The following is a 20528-nucleotide window of genomic DNA, read 5'->3' on the forward strand; positions in this document are numbered from 1 at the left end:
GATGGCCGCCGGGCCCGTGCACGAGCGGCTCGCCGCGCTGGAGCTGGTGGACCACCACTGCCACGGCGCGGTCACCGGCGACCTGGACCGCGCGGGCTTCGAGTCCCTGCTCACCGAGGGCGAGGCGTGGCCCGGCGTCTCCCCGTTCGACAGCCCCGTCGGTCTCGCCGTGCGCCGGCACTGCGCACCCGTGCTGGACCTGCCGCGCCACGCCCCCGCCGACACGTACGTGGCCCGGCGGGCGGAGCTGGGCGCCGCCGAGGTCAACCGGCGGTTCCTGCGGGCCGCGGGCACCGGCGTGTTCTGCGTGGACACGGGGTACGCCCCGCACCCGGTGACGGGTCCGGCCGAGCTGGCCGAGGCGGCGGGCGCGACGGCGTACGAGGTGGTCCGGCTGGAGGGTGTCGCGGAGGCCGTGGCGGCGGGCGGTGTCGAGCCGGACGCGTACGCGGAGGCGTTCCGCACGGCCGCGTGGGAGGCGGTCGGGCGGCCGGGCGTGGTGGGCGTCAAGTCGGTCGCGGCCTACCGCACCGGTTTCGACCTGGACCCGGCCCGCCCCTCGCCCGCCGAGGTCACGCGGGCCGCCGGGCGCTGGCTCGCGCGCGGCGGCGGGCGCCTCGACGACCCGGTGCTCGTGCGGGACCTGCTGTGGACGGCCGTAGACCTCGGGCGGCCGCTGCAACTGCACACGGGGTTCGGGGACGCCGACATCCGCCTGCACCGTGTGGACCCCACCCTGCTGACCGACTGGCTGCACCTGACCGCCGGCACGATCCCGGTCCTGCTGCTGCACTGCTGGCCCTACCAGCGCCAGGCCGCCTATCTGTCGGCGGTCTTCGAGCGGGTGCACCTGGACGTGGGGCTCACCCTGCACCACGTCGGTCCCGCCCGGGCGGGTGCGATCCTCGCGGAGGCGCTGGAGATCACCCCGTTCCGCAAGCTGCTGTACAGCTCCGACGCCTACGGCGTGGCCGAGTTCCACCACCTGGGGGCGCTCGCCTTCCGCCAGGGGCTGGCCGGGCTGTTGCAGGAGCGGCTGGACGCCGACGAGCTGTCCCTGCCGGACGCGCTGCGCCTCGCCCGGTGGGCCGGGCGGGACAACGCCCGACGGGTCTACGGGCTCCCCGGTGGTCCCGCGGACGACGGCTGAGCCGGGTGGGACGGGTCACAGTCCCGGAGCGCCGCCCGGGACTCACGAACGGCTGAAAGTATGATCAAGCGATGTCTGACATGACCGAGACCACGCCGGGCTGGCTGACGACGGACGAACTGGAGATGGCACGCGCCCGCATGCCGATCCTGTACGTCGAGGCCGTGCCCGTACGCGTGGACGACAGCGGCGAAGTCACCAGCGTCGGCCTGCTCCTGCGCATCGGGCCCGACGGGACGGTCAGCCGGACGCTGGTCTCCGGCCGGGTGCTGCACCACGAGCGGGTGCGCGACGCCCTGCTGCGACATCTGGAGAAGGACCTCGGCCCGGTGGCGCTGCCCCGGGTGCCGTCCTCGCTCCAGCCGTTCACGGTGGCCGAGTACTTCCCCACGCACGGTGTCACGCCGTACCACGACCCCCGGCAGCACGCAGTCTCGCTCGCCTACGTCGTGCCGGTGGCCGGTGACTGCCGGCCGCGCCAGGACGCCCTCGACCTGGTGTGGTTCGATCCGCGCGAGGCCCTGTCCGAGGCGGTGCGCAGCGAGATGCCGGGCGGACACGGGGTGTTGCTGAAGCAGGCGCTGGCGCACGTGGGCTGCGTGGACTGACCGCTCCCCGGGGCTACTCCTCCCGCCGGTCCCCGTCGCTCAGCTGCGGGTCCAGGTCGTCCCGGAGCAGGCCCCGGGACCCCGTCTGGCCGGTGCGGTAGGCGGAGCGGGCCACCAGGTGGGAGGCGACCGGGCTGGTGAGGAACTGGAAAAAGACGATGAGCGCGAGAGTGCCCACGTCGGTGCCGTGCCGCAGGCGCAGTGCCACCCCGGCGAGGACGAGGAGCATCCCCAGCGTCTGCGGCTTGGTCGCCGCGTGGCTGCGGGAGAGCACGTCGGGGAAGCGGAGCATCCCGATCACACCGAGCAGGCACTGAAGGCAGCCGAGGAGCAGCAGCAGGGTCCCCACCAGGTCGGCCGCCTCGGCCCAGGCGTTCACCGGTGGTCCTGCCTGCCGTCGGGCAGTACGGAGGGCCGGTCGCGTACGGCGATGAAGCGGGCGATGCCCACCGAGCCGCTGAAACCGAGGAAGGCGAGCACCAGCATCACGGGGAAGTAGAAGGAGTCGCGGTCGTGGGCGGCCTTGACTCCGATGCCGGCGATGATGAGCGCCGCGAGCACGTCGAGGGCGACGGCGCGGTCCAGCATCGAGGGGCCGTACCAGATCCGGTACAGCAGCAGGGCGCCGGCGGCGAGGACCATCACGAGCGAGGCGACGAGCATGGCGTCCTCGACGGTGTGCAGGGTGGTCACGGGGTGGGGTCACCTTCCGGTACGGGACGGGCGGCATCGGCGATGTCCTCGGCGGTGCCGAAGGCGCGGGCGACGAGTTCCTCCACGCGCCACACCTGCCGCTGGGCGCCCTCGATCTCGCCGGGGTTGGCCGCGTCGAGGACGTGCAGGAACAGGGTGGCCGTCGCCCGGCGCAGCTCGATCACGGAGCCGCCGGGGACGTTGGAGACGGCGACGGCGGTGGCCGTCAGCATGAGGTCGCTGCGCACCCGCAGCGGCACGGCCACGACCGCGGTGTGGTAGGGGCCCTTGGCGAAGATCTGCCGGGTGACCTCGACGCTGGAGGAGAACATGTCGTAGAGCAGGTAGGCGGCCAGGCGCAGGACCCCCAGGGGGCGCAGCCGCAGGCCGATGTCCACGGCGGGCAGCGGGAAGGCCAGGCACAGGCAGACCGCGACGAGGACGCCGTTGACGAGGTTGGCCCAGGAGGGGGTGCCCCACAGCAGGATCCAGATGACGGTGAGCCACCCGATGAGCGGCAGGTCCAGCACGCGCCGGCCGCGGCCCACGCGGAAGGACCAGCTGTAGGGCGAGCGGTCGCGGAAGAGGTTGCTCACCGGCCGAGCACCGCCTCGATGTAGGGCGTACGGGCGAGGAGTTCGGTGGCGGCGGCCTGGGTGAAGGTGGTGAGGGGGCCGCCGAGCACCGTGTACGACAGGCCGAGGGCGACGGCGGCTCCGGTGGCCGCGAGCATCGGCCAGGGCAGCCGTCTGGTGGTGGTGATGGACTGGCCCAGGAAGCCCGCGGCGACCACGGCACCCGCCGGCACCGGCAGGTCGCTCCCGGCACCGGTCGGTTCTCCGGAACCGGCCGCCTTGCCGGAACCGGCCGCCCTTCCGGAACCGGTCGGCTCGGGGGGACCGGTCGCTGCGCCCTCCTCCTCGTCACCTGCCTCGTCGCCTTCCTCGTCGTCGCCCGGCTCGTCGTCCTCGGCGGACTCCAGCACCACGCCCTCCTCCTCCGCCCCGGGCGGCGCGTCGCGCCAGAACGCGAGGTTCCAGACCTTCGCCATGACGTACAGGGTGAGCAGGCTGGTGGCGGCGGACCCGGCGACCAGCGCCCAGGCCCAGGCGCCGCCGGCGTCGATGCCGGCCCGCATCAGGCCGAGTTTGCCGATGAAGCCGGACAGCGGCGGGATGCCGGCGAGGTTCATGGCGGGCACGAAGAACAGCACGGCGAGCAGCGGCGCCGCCCTGGCGAGGCCGCCGAGGCGGGTGAGTTCCGTGGTGCCGTCGCGCCGCTCGATGAGCCCGGCGACGAGGAACAGGGTGGTCTGCACGGTGATGTGGTCGGCCACGTACACGATCGCGCCGCTGATCGAGCCGTGCCCGGCGAGTGCGATGCCGAAGACCATGTAGCCGATGTGGCTGATGAGGGTGAAGGAGAGGACCCGCTTCAGGTCGGTCTGGGCGACGGCGCCGAGGATGCCGACGACCATGGAGGCCAGCGCGGCGAGCATCAGCAGGTCGCCCAGGCGGTGACCGGGGAAGAGCAGGGTCTGGGTGCGCAGCATCGAGTAGACGCCGACCTTGGTCAGCAGCCCGGCGAAGACCGCGGTGACCGGGGCGGGCGCGGTTGGATAGGAGTCGGGCAGCCAGGCCGCCAGCGGGAACACCGCCGCCTTGATGGCGAAGACCGTCAGCAGCATCGCCTCCAGCAGGGTGCGCACCCCGAGCGGCACCTCTTGCAGCCGCTGGGCGAGCTGGGCGAGGTTCACGGTGCCCGCGACCGCGTAGGTCATGGCGATGGCGACCAGGAAGAGCACGGAGGAGAACAGCGAGATGATCACGTACGTCGATCCGGCGCGGACCCGGGTCGCGGTGCCGCCGATGGTGAGCAGGACGAAGCTGGCGACGAGCATGATCTCGAAGCCGACGTAGAGGTTGACGAGGTCCCCGGCGAGGAAGGTGCAGGAGACGCCGGCCACGAGGATGAGGTAGGCGGGGTGGAAGACGCCGACCGGTGCCTGGTCGTCGCGGTCGGCCATGCCCTGGCCCAGCGAGTACACGAGGACGAGCAGGGTGACGGCGCTGGAGACGGTGAGCATCAGTCCCGCCAGCCGGTCGGCGACGAGCGTGATGCCGACCGGCGGCGCGAAGTCGCCGAGGTGCACGCTGAGCGGTCCGTGACGGTCGGCGGCCACCATGAGCAGCACGGAGAGCACCAGGACCGCGCCGAGCACGGCGATGCTGATGAAGCGCTGGAGCCGGTGCAGCCGGGGTCCGATGGCCAGCTTCAGGCCCGTGACGCACAGGGGCAGCAGGACGGGGAGCGGCACGAGCGCGTTCAACTGGTTCCTTCCGTGCCGGCGCCCCCGGGGTCGTCGGGCTGGTCGGGCGGCGGGTGGCCGGAGTCCTCGCCGGGGCGGGAGTCGGGTTCGCGGCCGGTCTCCTCGGGGTCGTTGGAGGGCCCGGCGATGCGGGCCGGGGCCGGTCCGGGGCGGCCGGCGGCGTCGGTGGAGCCCAGCTCGCGGCCTTCCCGGTAGTCCTCGGGGTCGGCGCCGAGGATGTCGTTCCAGAGGTTGCCGGAGACGTCGTTGGCGCGGGCCTGGTAGGCGCGTTCCTCGCGGACCCGCCGGCGCAGCCGCTTGCGGGCGGCGCGGTAGCGGGCGCGCTGCTCGGCGTCGGCGCCGCCGTCCCCGGCGCGGGCCTCGCGGTAGCGGTCGCGCAACTCCCCGCGCCGGTCGAGGAACTCGGCGCGCAGGGCGACCAGCCGGTCCTCGGTGTCGTCGCTGATCTCGTCGGATCCGGTGACCTGGTGGCTGCGGTAGGCCATGGCGAGCAGGAACGCGGTGGTGGCGAGGGTGATGACGATCGCGGTCAGGGCGATGGCCTGGGGCAGCGGGTCGGTGACGCGGTTGCGGATGATGTGCGGGTAGAGCAGCGGTGCGTCGCCCGCGTTGCCGGTGGAGGCGAGGACCAGCAGGTTGACTCCGTTGCCGAGGACGACGGCGCCGAGCAGGATCCGGGTCAGGGACCGGGTCAGCAGCAGGGTGGCGCCGACGGCGTTGAGGACGGCGGCGGCCACCAGGAGGGAGAGGCTGACGGTCATGCGGGGCCCGCCTCCGGGCGCGGGGCGGCCCGTTCGATCTGGCGGTCGATCCGGGCGCCGAGGGCCCGCACGATGTCCAGGACGACGCCGAGCACGAGCAGGTAGACCCCGCAGTCGAAGAGGACGGCGGTGGACAGGTGGGCGTCGCCCCACACGGGCAGGTGGCCGTGCCAGGTCCAGCCGTGCAGCACGGTGCCCTCGCCGAGGCCGCCCAGCGCGACGCCGGTGGACAGGAACAGGCCGAGGCCGGTGAACAGACCCGGCTTGAAGCGCACGGCGTCGGCGAGTTCGTGCCGCCCGCCGGCGAGGTAGCGGGCGATGAAGGCGACGCCGGCGGTCAGGCCGCCGACGAATCCGCCGCCCGGCAGGTTCTCCGCGCACAGCAGCAGATAGACGGAGAGGACGAGGACGGGGTGGAAGATGAGGCGGGCGACCACCTCGAGGACGAGGGAGCGGCGTTCGGGGGCGAGGGTGGCGCTGGCGGCGAGCCAGGTCCGCTCCGGCGCCGCTTCGTCGCCGCTGGGCAGGCCCGCCGATTCGTACCCGCTCGCCCGCCAGGCGGTGCGCAGTCCGGCGTGCGGGTGGTCGCCGGGCAGCGGCAGTACGGGCTGCTCGGCGCCGTCGGCGCGGCGGTGCAGGTAGATGAGGCTGGTGACGCCGATCGCGGCGGCGGCGAGCACCGCGGACTCCCCCATCGTGTCCCAGGCGCGCAGGTCGACCAGGATGGTGGCGACGACGTCCTTCAGTCCGTGGTGCGCGGTCTCCTCGACCATCGCGGCGCCCGCGCTGTCGGCCCGGCGGTGCCCCGCCATGATCCAGACGACCACGGCGACGGCGGCGCCGCCCGCGAGCGCCACCGGCATCCGCAGCAGGCGCCGCCACCGGCTGAAGTTCTCCTCGAAGCGCACCGGCATGCGGCGCAGCACCAGCACGAAGACGATCATGGAGACGGTCTCGACGCAGAACTGGGTGAGCGCGAGGTCGGGCGCGCCCTGGGCGACGAAGAGCAGCGCGGTGCCGTATCCGGTGAGGCCGGCGAACACGACGGCCTTCATCCGGCGCCGCACACGCAGGCACAGCAGGGCCGCGGCGCAGGTCAGCAGGGCGACGGCGGCCTGGGCGGGATGGTCCCAGAGCCTCGGGGCGGGTACTCCCGTCCAGGGTTCGTCCGCGGCGAGCACGGCGACCTGTCCGGCAAGGACCACGCTCATGGTCGTGACGAGGTACACCGACAGCGAGCCGCGCTGGACGAGGCCGGTGCACTGGAGGGCGGTGCGCTCCAGGGCGAGCAGCACCCGCCCGAAGACGAGGTCCGCGGAACGCCAGGCGAGCCTGTGGCCGACCCGCGCGACGGGGCTCGCGGCGAGGAACAGCAGGACCCCGCCCGCCCAGGCCGCGCCGGACAGGACGAGGGCGAGGCCCGCTCCGTGCCACAGCGCCAGGTGGTACGGGTGCGCGGGCGCGGGGAACTGCCCGGCGTAGGTGCCCAGCAGGCCCTGGAGCCAGGTCACTCCGGGTCCCAGGACGAGGCAGGCCAGGGCGAGTACGGCGGGCGGCGCGAGGAAGGCCGCCGGCACGCGGTGCGCGTCGGTGTCGGGGAGGCCGGGCTTGCGGGCGAAGGCGCCCCACAGGTAGCGCAGGGTGTAGGCGGTGGTCAGGGCCGAGCCGAGGACCGTCGCGGCGAGCGCCCAGCGGTCGCCGGTGCTCCCGTCCAGGAGCGCCTGGAAGGCGGCCTCCTTGGCGGTGAAGCCGAGCAGGGGCGGTACGGCGGCCATGGACGCTCCGGCGGTCACGGCGACGGCGCACACGGCGGGCAGCCGGCGTCCGAGGCCGGAGAGCCGCCGCAGGTCACGGGTGCCGGTGGCGTGGTCGACGATGCCGGTGACCAGGAAGAGCGGCGCCTTGAACAGGGCGTGCCCGAGGATCATGGCGGTGGCGGCGAGGCCGGTGTCGTGGCTGCCCGCACCGGTGAGGACGGTGAGGAAGCCGAGCTGGCTGACGGTGCCGTAGGCGAGGACGAGTTTCAGGTCGTGCATTCTGAGCGCCCGCCAGCCGCCGAGCAGCATCGTCGCCGAGCCGAGGACGAGCAGGAGCGGGCGCCAGGGTGGGACGTCGGCGAAGGCGGGGGCGAGCCGGGCGACGAGGTAGACGCCTGCCTTGACCATGGCGGCGGCGTGCAGGTAGGCGCTGACCGGGGTGGGGGCGGCCATGGCGTTGGGCAGCCAGAGGCTGAACGGCCAGATCGCGGACTTGGACAGGGCGCCGACGAGGATCAGCACGATCGCCGTGGACAGCGCCGCCGACGGTGGGGGCGGGTCGGCCAGGATCGCCGAGACGCGGTAGGTGCCGGCCTCGTGGCCGAGGAGCAGGAGGCCGACGAGCATGGTCAGCCCGCCGAGCGCGGTGACCGTGAGGGCCTGGAGGGCGCTGCGCCGGTTGCGCTTGTGGTCGCTGGTCTGGCCGATCAGCAGGTAGGAGAAGACGGTCGTCAGTTCCCAGAAGATGTAGAGCAGGACGAGGTCGTCGGCGAGGACGAGGCCGAGCATCGCCCCGGCGAAGGCGAGGAGGCTCCCGGCGAACCTGCCGAGCTGCCGCGACCGGTCGTCGAAGTAGGAGGCGCAGTAGACGAGGACGAGGGTGCCCACGCCCGCGGCGAGCAGCACCATGAGTTCGGCGAGGGCGTCCAGTCTCAGGGCCCAGTCCACGTGGTAGGCGGGCAGCCAGCGCCAGACGGTGGTGTCGGCGCCGCCCGCCGCCGTCGTGCTCCACCGGGTGGCGGCCCAGACGGTCGCCGCGGCGGGCGGCAGGGCCAGTACCAGGAAGGCACGCGTTCCGCACCGTCTCACCAGCGGCGCGGCGAACAGCGCGAGCGCGAAGTGGCAGAGGATGAGCACGGACACCCGACAGTGATATATCGGGCATCTCGCCTCGGCGTCCAGGCACGCCGCAGGGCGAACAATCGAGGGGCGGTTTCGGATCTCTCCGAAACCGCCCCTCGATCAAAGACTGTCTCCAGTCGGGACGACAGGATTTGAACCTGCGACCCCTTGACCCCCAGTCAAGTGCGCTACCAAGCTGCGCCACGTCCCGTTGCCCGCCTGACCTGGGGTTTCCCCCGGCCGAACGCGCAGGAAAACCATACCGCACTCGGGCCCGTGGTCGCGCATCGCTTTTCCGGCGCGCGGTCCCGGGGTCAGCACTTCTGTGCGCGGGACGGCTCGGTCGCGGCCGGGGTGGCGCTGGAGCCCGCCGCGGTCGCCTCCACCCGGACCAGTCCGCGCACCGCCGGTATCAGCAGGAGGGCCGCGCACACGGCGAAGCTGGTCGCGGCCGCGACGAGCAGGACGTGGTCGGCCCCGAGGGCGGAGGCGGCCGGTCCCGCGAGGGCCTGGCCGACCGGCATCATCGCCAGCGAGCCCGCCACGTCGTAGGCGTGGATGCGGTTGAGGACGTCCGGCGGGACCTGGGTCTGCACGCTGGTCGCCCACATCACGCCCCAGAAGGACATGCCGGCCCCGGCGACCGCGGCCCCGGCCGCCATGGCGGGTACGCCGAGCCCGGCACCGACGCTCGCGGGGAAGGCGGCGAAGCCGACGAGGGCGATCGCGCCGGCCCGGAGCATGCGCAGCGGCCTGAGCCGCAGGGCCAGCAGACCGCCCACCACGGTCCCCGCACCCAGGGCGGAGTTGACCAGTCCGTAGGCGCGCGGGCCGTGCTCCTGCACCACCTCGGTGGCGACCAGGGGAACGGTCGGACCCCAGACGGCGATCATGTAGACGCACCAGACGGCTATGACGCTCCACAGCCACCGCCTCGCGAGGAACTCCCGCCACCCCTGGACCAGGTCGGCGCGGAAGGCCTTGCTCCCGCGGCCGGACACCGACAGGCTGCCCGGTGGGAGCGGGGGCAGCCGGAGCAGCAGCAGGCACAGGGCGCTGAGCCCGTACGTGGTGGCGTGGGCGGCGAAGACCCCGCCGGGTGAGGCGAAGCCGACCAGGAGGCCCGCCACGGCGGGGCCGGCGAGCTGGGCGGCGGACTCGGCGACGCGTATCGCGCCGTTGGCACCCTGGACGTCGGAGGCGAGCCGGGGGACGGTGCTGGCGACGCCGGGCTGGAAGACGGCGCCCGCGACGCCGTTGGCGAATCCGATGGCGCAGATCTGCCAGAGCACGACGTGGCCGCTGAAGAACAGCGCGGCGGCCAGGGCCTGGGTGCCGAGCCGTACCAGGTCGGCGCCGATCATCAGTTTGCGGGTGCTGAAGCGGTCGGCGAGCACTCCCCCGAACACGACCAGACCGGCGAAGGCCGCGGCCGTGGCGGCCATGGCGAGGCCCACCGCGCCCGCCCCGTACCCGTGTTGCAGCAGGCCGGCGGCGAGGGCGACGGGCAGCATGGTGTCGCCCAGCCGGGCCACGGCCCGGGCGGTGAAGAACAGTGCGAAGTCCCGCGACCAGACGGCTCGCGCCGCGGCCGGACTCCCGCCCGCGGGCGCGTCCTCGCGCCCGGTCTGTGACGACGTACCGGCCATCCCGCGCTCTCCCCTCCCCCGCCGGCCCCCGCCGGCGAACCGCCCGTGCACTCCCGTCGATCCCGCTCGCACCGTACGTCCGACAGCCGGAACCCCCCTCCGGTCCCGGCTGTCGCGCACGTCTTCGGATCATGCCACGGGGCACTGACAACGCCCGAGGGGTTTTCAGCCCCCGGCGGGCAGGCCCAGCCGGGGGTGGGCCTCCAGCAGCCGGGTCGGGGCCGCCTGGCGCCAGGAGTCGGCGAGGATGTCGCGCAGTTCGTCCTCGCCCTCCAGGGCGGCCAGCCGGGCCCGTACCCAGGCGAACTGCGCCTCGTGTCCGGCGATCCAGAACTTCTCCGGCTCGGCCAGCACCAGTTCGTCGCGCTCCTCCTTCGGGCAGCGCACCGCGAGGGAGGTCTCCTCCTCGGGCAGCGTCGCGAACATCTTTCCCGCGACCCGGAAGGTGGGCATGCTCCAGGCGATCTTCTCCGTCGTGTCCGGCAGGGACAGGGCGATTCGGCGTACGTCTTCTGCGTCCGGCATGTCAGGGACGTTATCCGCCCGCACTGACAACCGCCGGGTCACCGGCCCTTCAGGCCCGGGCCGCCTCGCCGAGTGCGTCGAGGACGGGCCGGATCAGCGGGTGTTCCTCCGCGCCGCGGCGTACGGCCGCGAAGACGCGGCGGGTGGGCGCGACCCCGTCGACGGGGCGCACGACCACGCCGGTGAGGTCGGTGCCGTGCAGTGCCGAGCGCGGGACGAGGGCGACGCCGGCGTCGGCGGCGGCGAGGGACACCACGGCGCGGAAGTCGTCCGAGGAGTGTGCGAGGCGGGGCTGGAACCCGGCGCTCTCGCAGGCCAGCACGACCACGTCGTGGCAGGGGTTGCCCGGGTAGGGACCGATCCAGGTGTCCTTGGCCAGCTCGGCGAGCGGCACCTCCTCGGCGCCGGCGAGGCGGTGGGCGACCGGCACGACCGCGTCGAAGGGCTCGGCGTACAGGAAGACGTGGGTCAGGCGCGGGTCGTCGGCGGGCGGTGCCCCGCGGTACTCGACGGCGACGGCCACGTCGACCTGGCGGTCGAGAACCATGGGCAGGCTGGCGTCGCCCTCGGCGTCCTGGACGCGGATGCGGATGCCGGGCGCCGACGCGGCGAGGCGGGCCAGGGCGGGCGCGACGACGAGGGCGATGCCGGTCGCGAAGGACGCGACGGTGACCGTGCCCGCCTCGCCCGAGCCGTAGGCGGCCAGCTCGGCCTCGGCCCGCTCCAGCTGGGCGAGGACGGCGTTGGTGTGGCTGAGCAGGATTTCTCCGGCCGGGGTCAGCCGTACGCCCTTGGCGCCTCGCTCGACCAGGCGGTGACCGGTCTCCTGCTCCAGGGCGGCCAGCTGCTGGGAGACCGCCGACGGGGTGAGGTAGAGCGCGGCGGCCGCCGCCGTCACGGTGCGGTGGTCCGCCACCGCTCGCAGGATGTGCAGCCGCCGCGCCTCGATCATGGGATCGATTCTCTCAGGTCACCGGGGCTTTCAGGCCGCGAGCTGCTCCCGGGCCGCGACGAAGGCGTCCACCGCGCGGTTCACGTCGTCCGTGGAGTGGGCGGCGGACAGCTGGACGCGGATGCGGGCCTTGTCCTGCGGGACGACCGGGTAGGAGAAGCCGATCACGTACACGCCGCGCTCGAGGAGCAGCTCGGCCATGCGGCCCGCCTTCGACGCGTCACCGATCATGACGGGCGCGATGGCGTGGTCGCCGGGGAGGATGTCGAAGCCCTCCTCGGTCATCCGGCGGCGGAACAGGGCGGTGTTCTCGGCGAGCCGCACGCGCAGGTCGTCGGCGGACTCCAGCAGGTCGAGCACCTTGAGGGAGGCGGCGGCGATCACCGGGGCGAGGGTGTTGGAGAAGAGGTACGGGCGGGAGCGCTGGCGCAGCAGGGCGACGATCTCGGCGCGGGCCGCGACGTAGCCGCCGGAGGCGCCGCCGAGCGCCTTGCCGAGGGTGCCGGTGATGATGTCGACGCGGTCCATGACGCCGTGCAGCTCGGGGGTGCCGCGGCCGCCGGGGCCGACGAAGCCGACGGCGTGCGAGTCGTCGACCATGACCATGGCGCCGTAGCGGTCGGCGAGGTCGGAGATCTCGTCGAGCGGGGCGACGTAGCCGTCCATGGAGAAGACGCCGTCGGTGACGATCAGCTTGCGGCGGGCCTCGCCCGCGGCCTTGAGCTGTGCCTCCAGGTCGGCCATGTCGCGGTTGGCGTAACGGAACCGCTTGGCCTTGGACAGCCGGATGCCGTCGATGATCGACGCGTGGTTGAGGGCGTCGGAGATCACCGCGTCCTCGGGGCCGAGGAGGGTCTCGAAGACTCCGCCGTTGGCGTCGAAGCAGGAGGAGTAGAGGATCGTGTCCTCCTGGCCGAGGAACGCGGAGAGCCGGGCCTCCAGTTCCTTGTGCACCTCCTGGGTGCCGCAGATGAAGCGCACGGAGGCCATGCCGTAGCCCCAGCGGTCCAGCGCCTCGTGGGCCGCGGCGACGACCTCGGGGTGGTCGGCGAGGCCGAGGTAGTTGTTGGCGCAGAAGTTGAGGACCTCGCCGGGGCGGCCGCCCGCGGTGACGTTGACGGTCGCGGACTGCGGGGTGCCGATGACGCGCTCGGGCTTGTGCAGCCCGGCGGCGCGGATCTCGTCGAGGGTGGCGCGCAGGTCGTCGCGCACGGAGTCGAACATCTCAGAAGCTCCTAGGAGGATACGTACGTCTGACGCGGTGTCTTACGCGGTCCAGTCGAGGATGACCTTGCCGCCGCGGCCGCTCGCGGCGTCGGCGAAGGCGGTCTCGAAGTCGCGGTGGGAGTACCGGCCGGTGATCACCGGGGCGAGGTCGAGGCCGCCTTCGAGCAGCACGGACATCGCGTACCAGGTCTCGAACATCTCGCGGCCGTAGATGCCCTTGACGGTGATCATCGAGGTGACGATCCGGGCCCAGTCGACCGGGAACTCCTCGGCGGGCAGGCCGAGCATGGCGATCCGGCCGCCGTGCGTCATGTTGGCGATCATGTCGCGCATGGCCTCGGGGCGGCCGGACATCTCCAGGCCGATGTCGAAGCCCTCGCGCAGGCCCAGCTCGCTCTGTCCGTCGGCGATGGTCGCCTTGGACACGTTGAGGGCGAGGCTCACGCCGATCTTGCGGGCCAGGTCCAGGCGCTCCTCGCTCACGTCGGTGATCACGACGTTGCGCGCACCGGCGTGCCGGGCCACGGCGGCGGCCATCAGGCCGATCGGTCCGGCGCCGGTGATGAGGACGTCCTCGCCGACCAGCGGGAAGGACAGGGCGGTGTGCACGGCGTTGCCGAACGGGTCGAAGATCGCGGCGACGTCGAGGTCGACGGGGACGCGGTGCACCCAGACGTTGGACGCGGGCAGGGCGACGTACTCGGCGAACGCCCCGTCCCGGCCGACGCCGAGGCCGAGGGTGGCGCGGCACAGGTGGCGCCGGCCGGCCTGGCAGTTGCGGCACTTGCCGCAGACCAGGTGGCCCTCGCCGCTGACCCGGTCGCCGGCCTTGATGTCGGTGACGTCGCGCCCGGTGTCGACGACCTCGCCGACGAACTCGTGGCCGACCACGAGCGGGGTGCGGATGGCCTGCTGCGCCCAGCCGTCCCAGGCCCGGATGTGCAGGTCGGTGCCGCAGATGCCGGTGCGCAGCACCTTGATGAGGACGTCACCGGGCCCGATGGTGGGTTCCGGGACGTCGGCGAGCCACAGCCCGGGCTCCGCCTTCTCCTTGACCAGCGCCTTCAACGCTACGGCTCCTGACGGGGGTGAGATCCCGGAGGTGGGCATGCCGAAGCGGCCCGCGTCCGGGAAGGGGAGGGTGATCGCACAGCAATCTGCCGTACGGGACCGTCCCCGGTCCATCGAGCCTTTCTTAAGCCCGGCCGCAGCTTTCCTTCACGCCGCGCACGCGCCCGCCGCTCACAGGGGGAACCCGTCCTCCGCGCTGCGCTCGATGCGCCGTACGAGGTCGGCGGCCGTCGACTTGATCGTCGCCAGGCCCTCGGTCCCCCAGGTCCGGGGCCGTACGTCGGCGGCGGACACGGTGCCGAGGACCGTCCCCGTGCTGTCGATGAGCGGGGCGCCGAGGTAGGAGCGGATGCCGAACGCGTCGACGACGGGGTTGCCCGCGAAGCGCGGGTAGTCGCGCACGTCCTCCAGGACCAGCGCCTTGCGCCGGACCACCACGTGGGGGCAGAAGCCGTGGTCGCGGGGCTGGACCCGGCCGAACTCGGGACTGGTCCCGTCCCCGCGCGTCACCGGAGGAACGTCCGGCACCCGCAGGCCCGCGAAGAACTGCCCGCCCTCGACCAGGAAGTTGACCATCGCGTACGGCGCCTCGGCGAGGCCGGCGAGGTGCGTGGCGAAGGCGTCGAGGGCCGGGTCGGCGCGTTCCGCGAGACCGAGCCGGCGCAGCCGTCGTACCCGCTCGGGGGCCTCCCGGTCCTCGGGGGTGAGCAGCAGACGTCCGGCCGGGCGGGGCGGGTCGTAGCTCATGGGCGGACTCCGGCGCCGAACCCCGGGGCGGGGGCCGGCGTGTGGGCGATGAGGTGGCGTACGAGGGTGAGCAGCGTCTGGACGCCGGAACTGGAGATCCGGGCGTCGCAGCGCACGATCGGAATCTCGGGGTGGAGGTCCATGGCCGCGCGCACCTCCTCGGGGTCGTAGTGGTGGGCGCCGTCGAACTGGTTGATCGCGACGACGAAGCCGAGGCCGCGCTCCTCGAAGAAGTCGACGGCGGCGAAGGACTCCTCCAGACGTCGGGTGTCGGCGAGGATCACCGCCCCGAGCGCTCCTTCGCACAGTTCGTCCCACATGAACCAGAAGCGTTCCTGGCCGGGCGTCCCGAAGAGGTACAGGACGTGTTCGGAGTCGAGGGTGAGGCGGCCGAAGTCCATGGCCACGGTCGTTTCGAGTTTGTTCTCGATTCCGTCGAGGTTGTCGGTCGCGGCGCTGACCGTGGTGAGCAGTTCCTCCGTGCTCAGCGGCGCGATCTCGCTGACCGCGCCGACGAAGGTCGTCTTGCCGACGCCGAATCCGCCCGCCACGAGGATCTTCAGGGCGGTGGGAAACGGGTCGGCGCCTTCGCCGTGTACGTGGTCAGAGCTGTCGTCGTAGTCCATCGAGCACTGCCTCCAGAAGGGCCCGGTCCGTGGGATCGTGGTGGAACGCGGCGGGGGGTTTGGTGGTCAGCGCACCGCAGTCGACGAGGTCGGAGAGCAGCACCTTGGTGACCGCCACCGGCAGCCGCAGCAGGGCGGCGAGTTCGGCGACCGCAAGGGGCGCCCGGCACAGGTCGAGGGCCTGCGTGTGCTCGGGTCCGAGGTAGCCGAGGGGGGTCGCCCCGGTGGCCATGACCTGGGACATCAGGTCGAGCGCGACGGTGGGCCGGGTACGGCCGTTGCTCACGGTGAAGGGGCGCACCAGCCGTCCGGCCGCGTCGTCGAGCCAGGGCCCGTCGCCGGCCGCGGCCACCGTCAAGGCCTCATCGCCGGGGGTTCGACCGAGTGCTGCCGGGGCGCGGTGACCAGATAGGGGCGGACGCTCTTCACCAGCATCGCCATCTCGTAGCCGAGTACGGCCGCGTCGGCCTCGCGGCCGGCCAGCACGGCCAGGCAGGTTCCGGAGCCGGCGGTGGTGACGAAGAGCAGGGTCGAGTCGAGTTCGACGACGACCTGCCGCACGTCACCTCCGTCGCCGAAGCGGACACCGGCGCTGCGGCCCAGGGAGTACAGGCCGGAGGCCAGGGCCGCCATGTGGTCGGCGCTGTCGGCGTCGAGGCCGTGGACGGACTTCACCAGTCCGTCGGCGGACAGCAGCACCGCGCTGCTCGTGTGCGGCACGCGCTGGACGAGGCCGCTCATCAGCCAGTCGAGGTCGGACACGTGGCCGGTCGGCGCATCGCTCGCCATGGTGGATCGACTCCTTGGGGTACGAAGGTCTGCGGGAGCGCTGGTCGTGTGGGTGGGGGTGGTCATTCGGACGGCGCACCCGGGTCGCCGTGGGTCGCTGTCAGGGGTGCCGGTTCGGTGGGCGACCGGCCCTCGGCGAGGCCGATGCCGCGCTGGAAGGCCGCCATCAGACCCGGGTCGTGCCCCGCGTACTGCTCGGGTTCCTGGCGGGGAGCGGGGCCGCCGCGCAACTGGGGCACGATGTGCTCCTGGGCACGGCGGCGCGGCAGTTGGGGCTTCCCCATGGTGCCGCGCACCGCACTGTGCCTCGGGACGGGCGGGGCGGCCTCGTGTTCGGCGAGGACTCCCCGGTCCTCGGGCCGCACGCCGGGTACCGCGTCGGCCGGGGTGGGCCGGTTCCGGTGCGTGCCGCGCACGGGCAGGGGCGCGGGTTCGCCGGTGGCCCTTCGGGCCCCGACCGGACCGGGCTCCTCGGGGGCGGGAGCGGGCGGGGGCGGAGGCACGGCGGGAGCGGGGATCACCGGCGCCGGTGCGACCGGAGCGCGTACGTCGAGGGCCGGTGTGTCGAGGGCCGGTGCGTCGAAGGTCTGCCGGTTCGGGGCCGTGGCGTCGAAGGCCGTGGCGTCGAAGTCCCCGGTGTCGAAGGCCGTGGCGCCCAGGGCGGGTACGTGCGCGGGGGTGGCAGACGTGTCCTGCGTCTGCGGCGTCGCGGGAGACACGGCCCGCAACTGCTGCCGGGCCGGCGCCACGGGCACCGTCCCGGCACCGGTGACCTGGGCGGGGCGGACGGCGTCCCCGGGGAGCACGCCCGGCTCCGTGCCCAACAGCGCCTGCGGCACGACCAGTACGGCCTGGACTCCGCCGTAGATGTTGGTCTGCAGCCGGACGGTGATCCCGTGCCGCTTGGCGAGCTGGGAGACGACGAAGAGACCGATGCGCCCGTCCGCGAGCAGGCGGGCGACGTTGACCTGGTCGGGGTCGGCGAGCAGGGCGTTCATCCGGTCCTGCTCACCGACGGGCATGCCGAGTCCGCGGTCCTCGACCTCGACGGCGAGGCCCGAGGTGACGAGGTTGGCGCGCATCAGCACCTGGGTCTGCGGGGCGGAGAACAGGGTGGCGTTCTCGACGAGTTCGGCCAGCAGGTGGATGACGTCGGCGACGGCGTGGCCGCGCAGGGTGCCGTCGATCGGCGGGACCAGCCGGACCCGGGAGTACTGCTCGACCTCGGCGATGGCCGAGCGCAGCACCTCGGTCATGTCCACCGGGTTGCTCCACTGGCGGCGGGAGACGGCGCCGCCGAGCACGGCGAGGTTCTCGGCGTGGCGGCGGATACGGGTGGCGAGGTGGTCGACGTGGAAGAGGCCCTTGAGGAGGTCGGGGTCCTCGATCTCGTTCTCCAGCTCGTCCAGGATGGAGATCTCCCGGTGCACCAGGGACTGAAGGCGCCGGGCGAGGTTGACGAAGACCTCCAGCTTCTGTTCGCTGCCCGCCTGGCTGGAGAGCTGAGCGGCCCGGACGACGGCGGTCACGGCCCCGTCGTGGGCGCGGGAGAGGTCGGCGGCGAGCAGCTCGAAGTCGTCGGCGTCGTCCGGCGGCCCGCCGCGCGGTGTGCGCGGGGACGGTGTCTCGCCCCGGCGCAACGCCTCGACGACGGCGCGCAGATCACCTTCCTGGCGCGCGGTGCCGCGGCGCAGGGCACCGACGCGGTCGTGCACCGACCGCGCCGCGCGGCCGGCGGCGACGGCGGCGATGACGACGGCCGCGACGGTCACCGAGACCGCTCCGGCGAGCACGCCCCACAGGACCGGACTGGGCCGGGCGCCGGTGGACCGGACGGTGAACAGGACGACCGCGCAGCCGCTGAGGGCGACCGCGACCGGCGGCAGTACGGCGAGCCGCAGGAGTTGGGGCCGTATGTGGGTCTCGGGCAGCGCGGCGGTGGTACGCGGGGCCGGCCGGCCGTGCCGCCCGCCCTCGCGGCGGTCTGCGCGCGCGGCCGGTGCGCGGAGGTGAGACATCGGTTTCCTCGTACTGGTCCGTGTACTGGTTGGTCGGCCCTACGTCGCCCGACGGACACTGACAGTAGTCGCCCGGCCCTCATGTGCGGTCGGCAGTTGCCAAAGTCCCCCGGACAACGTCCTGCTCTGGTATGAGGCCTCGTACGACAGACCGATAAGCCGGAAACGCAACCGTTCTGTCACGACGAAGAACCGGTCGGACTCGATCAAAAACAGTCACCGTCAGTGACCGTAAGCCGAAGCGCCAGAGGGCGACTCCACGGCCCCACGCCCCCACGGCGCCGCCGCACATAAATGCGCACGACCGTTCGTGCTAATGTAACGCGCCTCATACGTCGACGAAGGAGCAGCGGACATGAAGCTCAGCGAGACGGTGCCGGGTGTCGCCCTGAACGCCCTCTCCCGTGTGGCCGCGCGGCCGGCGGGCGCGGCCACGTTCGCCCTGTTCCACATGCCCCTCGCCCGCAGCGCGGCCCGGCCGGCCGAACGGGAGCTGATCGAGCGGGCGCGCGTCGGCCGGGTGGACCTCGAGGGCAAGCACGCCGTCACCTACGAGTGGGGCGACGGCACGCGCACCGTCCTGCTCGTGCACGGGTGGCAGTCGCGGGGCTCGCGACTGTCCGACCTGGTCACGGCGTTCCTGCACCGGGGATACCGCGTCGTCGCGTTCGACGCGCCCGGGCACGGTGCCGCCTCCGGCCGCAGCGCGACCATCCTCGACTACCGCACCGTCCTGACCACGCTCAACGAGCGGTACGGCGCGTTCGACGGCCTGGTGGCCCACTCCCTGGGCGCACTGGCGGCGTTCTTCGCGCTGCGGCACGGGGTGAAGGCGGAGCGGATCGTCACCATCAGCGGAGTCTGCGACTTCGACTACGTGGTCGACGAGTTCGCCACCGCACTCGGGCTGCGCCCCCGGCTCAAGGCGGAGCTGCACCGGCGGATCGCGAGCGACCTCTTCCCCGGCCTCCCGGCGGACCGGTCACCCTTCTCCGCGGCGCACACCACCGAGGAGGTGGACGCGCCGCTCCTGGTGATCCACGACGCGGACGACACCCGGATCGGGGTCGGGCAGGGACGGCGGCTGGCCGGCGCCTTCGGCGAGCGGGCCCGCCTGGTGGTCACCGGTGGGCTCGGACACCGGCGCATCCTCGGCGACCCCGAAGTCGTACGGGCCGCGGTGGACTTCGTCGAGCACGGGCCGGGCCCGTCCCACCCGCCACGGCACTAACCGCACGGACGTCCGCCCATTCGCTACACTCGAGTAACCTCTTCGCCGCCGAGAGGTCAAGCCCGGGAGAGCAGGTAAGGCATGGGCACGACTGAACGCATTGACGGCCGGATCGCGCGGGGCAACCAGACCCGTCGGCTGGTCCTCGGGCGCGCCGTGGAGACCGCTTCGGTCGAGGGCCTGGAGGGGCTGTCCCTGGGGCGACTGGCGAGCGAACTCAAGCTGAGCAAGAGCGGGGTCTTCGCCCTGTTCGGCTCCAAGGAGGACCTCCAACTCGCCACCGTCCGCGCGGCGATCGACGTCTACCTGGACGTCGTGGTCCAGCCGGCCCGCGACCTGCCGCCCGGCGCCGGCCGCCTGTGGCGCCTGTGCACCGGATGGCTCGCCTACTCGCGCGACCGCGTCTTCCCCGGCGGCTGCTTCTTCTACTCGGCCACCGCCGAGTACGACGCCCGCGAGGGCAAGGTCCACGACATGCTGGCGAGCGCCCGGACCAACTGGCTCGCGTACGTGGAGCAGACGGCCCTCGAGGCCCGGCAGGCCGGTGAGATCACGGAGGGGACGGACGTCTCCCAACTCGCGTTCGAGCTCGTCGCCCTCCTGGAGATGGCGAACGCCGAGTCGGTGCTGCACAACGAGTTCACCAGCTACGCCAAGGCGGGCAGGGCCATCCTGACCCGCCTGCGCGCCGTGACCACGGACCCCGCGCTGCTGCCCGACAGCCCCTGACCTCCTCCCCGGCCTCCCCTCGTCCCCGACACCGACACCGACGTGACCTGGGTCAGCCACCCGCGAGATCGAGGTCCCCCTTGCTCGTCCCGGCCACGCCCTCGACGACCCGGGGACGCCGCCACGGGTGCGCGATCGGTGCCGACACCGCCCGCCACCACGGCTCCACCGGCAGCTTCCCGGCCGGCTCGAACGGCTCGCCCGGCTGCGGGAACGCGACCGCCTGGCCGGCCTCCCCGGCCGCGTCCTCGGTCCACTCCCCCGGCTCCGCCCACGCGTGCGGCGCCAGGTTGAAGGTCCCCCAGTGGATGGGCAGCAGGGCGCCGTGCGGCGCACCGCCCTGGAGGTCGAGGTGGGCACGGACGCCCTCCTCGGGGGTCATGTGGATGTCCGGCCAAAAGCCGTTCTTTGATTCTTGGAGTCAACAGAGGCCCGACACCCCGTCGACGCGTACCGTTTCACCGTTCCTCTTCGCTCCCTGAGCGCGCTTTCGTGAACGCCCGCCGGCCCCGTCGCGAGGCGAACGGATACAGTGCGCGGGACA

At 73.2% G+C, this 20528-nt stretch carries 20 protein-coding genes, 1 tRNA gene and 1 pseudogene; 4 read left to right on the plus strand and 18 right to left on the minus strand.

Annotated elements, in window-relative coordinates:
* Window position 1: 1 nt before the first annotated feature.
* Window positions 2-1150 carry an amidohydrolase family protein gene (locus tag Sco07f_RS23640; protein WP_087788671.1) on the plus strand — a complete coding sequence of 383 codons (1149 nt, stop codon included), beginning with the start codon at window positions 2-4 and terminating at the stop codon, window positions 1148-1150.
* A gap of 80 nt (window positions 1151-1230) precedes the next feature.
* Window positions 1231-1758 (plus strand): NUDIX hydrolase family protein, encoded by a 528-nt coding sequence (locus Sco07f_RS23645; protein ID WP_007389077.1) that lies wholly within the window; start codon window positions 1231-1233, stop codon window positions 1756-1758.
* A gap of 13 nt (window positions 1759-1771) precedes the next feature.
* On the opposite strand, the gene mnhG is transcribed toward Sco07f_RS23645, so the two are convergent.
* From mnhG to Sco07f_RS23730, 17 genes are all read right to left on the minus strand, one after another.
* Window positions 1772-2137: a monovalent cation/H(+) antiporter subunit G gene (mnhG, locus tag Sco07f_RS23650; protein WP_108989111.1), complete on the minus strand. Its 366-nt coding sequence runs from the start codon at window positions 2135-2137 to the stop codon at window positions 1772-1774.
* Entirely contained in the window at window positions 2134-2421 is a 288-nt protein-coding gene (locus Sco07f_RS23655) for an MrpF/PhaF family protein (RefSeq protein ID WP_202483055.1), read from the minus strand. The genes mnhG and Sco07f_RS23655 overlap by 4 nt, the downstream gene beginning before the upstream one ends.
* A gap of 26 nt (window positions 2422-2447) precedes the next feature.
* Window positions 2448-3047 (minus strand): Na+/H+ antiporter subunit E, encoded by a 600-nt coding sequence (locus tag Sco07f_RS23660; RefSeq protein WP_108989112.1) that lies wholly within the window; start codon window positions 3045-3047, stop codon window positions 2448-2450.
* Window positions 3044-4780, minus strand: coding sequence for a Na+/H+ antiporter subunit D (locus Sco07f_RS23665; RefSeq protein ID WP_108989113.1), 1737 nt, complete (start codon window positions 4778-4780; stop codon window positions 3044-3046). The genes Sco07f_RS23660 and Sco07f_RS23665 overlap by 4 nt, the downstream gene beginning before the upstream one ends.
* Window positions 4777-5541, minus strand: a complete 765-nt coding sequence (locus tag Sco07f_RS23670; RefSeq protein WP_054101901.1) for a Na(+)/H(+) antiporter subunit C — start codon at window positions 5539-5541, stop codon at window positions 4777-4779. The genes Sco07f_RS23665 and Sco07f_RS23670 overlap by 4 nt, the downstream gene beginning before the upstream one ends.
* On the minus strand, window positions 5538-8441 hold the full coding sequence (locus Sco07f_RS23675; protein WP_108989114.1) for a Na+/H+ antiporter subunit A: 2904 nt from the start codon (window positions 8439-8441) through the stop codon (window positions 5538-5540). Before Sco07f_RS23675 ends, Sco07f_RS23670 begins: the two co-directional genes overlap by 4 nt.
* A gap of 116 nt (window positions 8442-8557) precedes the next feature.
* Window positions 8558-8631, minus strand: a tRNA-Pro gene (locus Sco07f_RS23680).
* A gap of 103 nt (window positions 8632-8734) precedes the next feature.
* Window positions 8735-10069 carry an MFS transporter gene (locus Sco07f_RS23685; RefSeq protein ID WP_108989115.1) on the minus strand — a complete coding sequence of 445 codons (1335 nt, stop codon included), beginning with the start codon at window positions 10067-10069 and terminating at the stop codon, window positions 8735-8737.
* Between the two features lie 165 nt (window positions 10070-10234).
* Entirely contained in the window at window positions 10235-10594 is a 360-nt protein-coding gene (locus Sco07f_RS23690) for an MmcQ/YjbR family DNA-binding protein (RefSeq protein WP_007389074.1), read from the minus strand.
* A 49-nt stretch (window positions 10595-10643) separates the two neighbouring features.
* On the minus strand, window positions 10644-11546 hold the full coding sequence (locus tag Sco07f_RS23695) for a LysR family transcriptional regulator (protein WP_007389073.1): 903 nt from the start codon (window positions 11544-11546) through the stop codon (window positions 10644-10646).
* Between the two features lie 30 nt (window positions 11547-11576).
* Window positions 11577-12770 carry a glycine C-acetyltransferase gene (locus Sco07f_RS23700; RefSeq protein WP_108989116.1) on the minus strand — a complete coding sequence of 398 codons (1194 nt, stop codon included), beginning with the start codon at window positions 12768-12770 and terminating at the stop codon, window positions 11577-11579.
* 42 nt (window positions 12771-12812) lie between these two features.
* Window positions 12813-13841: an L-threonine 3-dehydrogenase gene (gene tdh, locus Sco07f_RS23705; protein WP_108989117.1), complete on the minus strand. Its 1029-nt coding sequence runs from the start codon at window positions 13839-13841 to the stop codon at window positions 12813-12815.
* Window positions 13842-14015: 174 nt separating this feature from the next.
* A complete protein-coding gene (locus tag Sco07f_RS23710) occupies window positions 14016-14591 on the minus strand; it encodes a GAF domain-containing protein (RefSeq protein WP_108989118.1) in 576 nt (191 codons plus the stop codon).
* Window positions 14588-15217 carry a GTP-binding protein gene (locus Sco07f_RS23715; protein ID WP_007389069.1) on the minus strand — a complete coding sequence of 210 codons (630 nt, stop codon included), beginning with the start codon at window positions 15215-15217 and terminating at the stop codon, window positions 14588-14590. The genes Sco07f_RS23710 and Sco07f_RS23715 overlap by 4 nt, the downstream gene beginning before the upstream one ends.
* Window positions 15195-15569, minus strand: a complete 375-nt coding sequence (locus Sco07f_RS23720; protein ID WP_007389068.1) for a DUF742 domain-containing protein — start codon at window positions 15567-15569, stop codon at window positions 15195-15197. The genes Sco07f_RS23715 and Sco07f_RS23720 overlap by 23 nt, the downstream gene beginning before the upstream one ends.
* A 2-nt stretch (window positions 15570-15571) precedes the next feature.
* Window positions 15572-16006 (minus strand): roadblock/LC7 domain-containing protein, encoded by a 435-nt coding sequence (locus Sco07f_RS23725; RefSeq protein ID WP_007389067.1) that lies wholly within the window; start codon window positions 16004-16006, stop codon window positions 15572-15574.
* Window positions 16007-16068: 62 nt separating this feature from the next.
* The gene (locus tag Sco07f_RS23730; RefSeq protein ID WP_108989119.1) at window positions 16069-18024 is read right to left on the minus strand and encodes a sensor histidine kinase; all 1956 of its coding nucleotides are present in this window, start codon (window positions 18022-18024) and stop codon (window positions 16069-16071) included.
* A gap of 355 nt (window positions 18025-18379) precedes the next feature.
* On the opposite strand from Sco07f_RS23730, the gene Sco07f_RS23735 reads away from it, so the two are divergent.
* Together Sco07f_RS23735 and Sco07f_RS23740 are read left to right on the plus strand one after the other, a co-directional pair.
* Window positions 18380-19255: an alpha/beta hydrolase gene (locus tag Sco07f_RS23735; protein ID WP_108989120.1), complete on the plus strand. Its 876-nt coding sequence runs from the start codon at window positions 18380-18382 to the stop codon at window positions 19253-19255.
* A gap of 81 nt (window positions 19256-19336) precedes the next feature.
* Complete coding sequence (locus Sco07f_RS23740; protein WP_108989121.1) at window positions 19337-19984, plus strand: TetR/AcrR family transcriptional regulator; 648 nt, start codon at window positions 19337-19339, stop codon at window positions 19982-19984.
* Window positions 19985-20036: 52 nt separating this feature from the next.
* On the opposite strand, the pseudogene Sco07f_RS23745 reads toward Sco07f_RS23740, so the two are convergent.
* Window positions 20037-20384, minus strand: a pseudogene (locus Sco07f_RS23745) (MBL fold metallo-hydrolase); the annotation flags it as partial.
* Window positions 20385-20528: the final 144 nt, after the last annotated feature.

This window comes from Streptomyces coelicoflavus (assembly GCF_003112555.1).
Classification (GTDB): Bacteria; Actinomycetota; Actinomycetes; order Streptomycetales; family Streptomycetaceae; genus Streptomyces; species Streptomyces coelicoflavus.

Excerpts from the sequence above, each read along its gene's own strand:
- Sco07f_RS23640 (WP_087788671.1), top strand. The coding sequence starts at position 2 with ATGGCCGCCGGGCCCGTGCACGAGCGGCTCGCCGCGCTGGAGCTGGTG.
- Sco07f_RS23645 (WP_007389077.1), top strand. The coding sequence starts at position 1,231 with ATGACCGAGACCACGCCGGGCTGGCTGACGACGGACGAACTGGAGATG.
- Sco07f_RS23655 (WP_202483055.1), bottom strand. The coding sequence starts at position 2,421 with ATGCTCGTCGCCTCGCTCGTGATGGTCCTCGCCGCCGGCGCCCTGCTG.
- Sco07f_RS23670 (WP_054101901.1), bottom strand. The coding sequence starts at position 5,541 with ATGACCGTCAGCCTCTCCCTCCTGGTGGCCGCCGCCGTCCTCAACGCC.
- Sco07f_RS23685 (WP_108989115.1), bottom strand. The coding sequence starts at position 10,069 with ATGGCCGGTACGTCGTCACAGACCGGGCGCGAGGACGCGCCCGCGGGC.
- Sco07f_RS23690 (WP_007389074.1), bottom strand. The coding sequence starts at position 10,594 with ATGCCGGACGCAGAAGACGTACGCCGAATCGCCCTGTCCCTGCCGGAC.
- Sco07f_RS23695 (WP_007389073.1), bottom strand. The coding sequence starts at position 11,546 with ATGATCGAGGCGCGGCGGCTGCACATCCTGCGAGCGGTGGCGGACCAC.
- Sco07f_RS23700 (WP_108989116.1), bottom strand. The coding sequence starts at position 12,770 with ATGTTCGACTCCGTGCGCGACGACCTGCGCGCCACCCTCGACGAGATC.
- Sco07f_RS23710 (WP_108989118.1), bottom strand. The coding sequence starts at position 14,591 with ATGAGCTACGACCCGCCCCGCCCGGCCGGACGTCTGCTGCTCACCCCC.
- Sco07f_RS23715 (WP_007389069.1), bottom strand. The coding sequence starts at position 15,217 with ATGGACTACGACGACAGCTCTGACCACGTACACGGCGAAGGCGCCGAC.
- Sco07f_RS23725 (WP_007389067.1), bottom strand. The coding sequence starts at position 16,006 with ATGGCGAGCGATGCGCCGACCGGCCACGTGTCCGACCTCGACTGGCTG.
- Sco07f_RS23730 (WP_108989119.1), bottom strand. The coding sequence starts at position 18,024 with ATGTCTCACCTCCGCGCACCGGCCGCGCGCGCAGACCGCCGCGAGGGC.
- Sco07f_RS23735 (WP_108989120.1), top strand. The coding sequence starts at position 18,380 with ATGAAGCTCAGCGAGACGGTGCCGGGTGTCGCCCTGAACGCCCTCTCC.
- Sco07f_RS23740 (WP_108989121.1), top strand. The coding sequence starts at position 19,337 with ATGGGCACGACTGAACGCATTGACGGCCGGATCGCGCGGGGCAACCAG.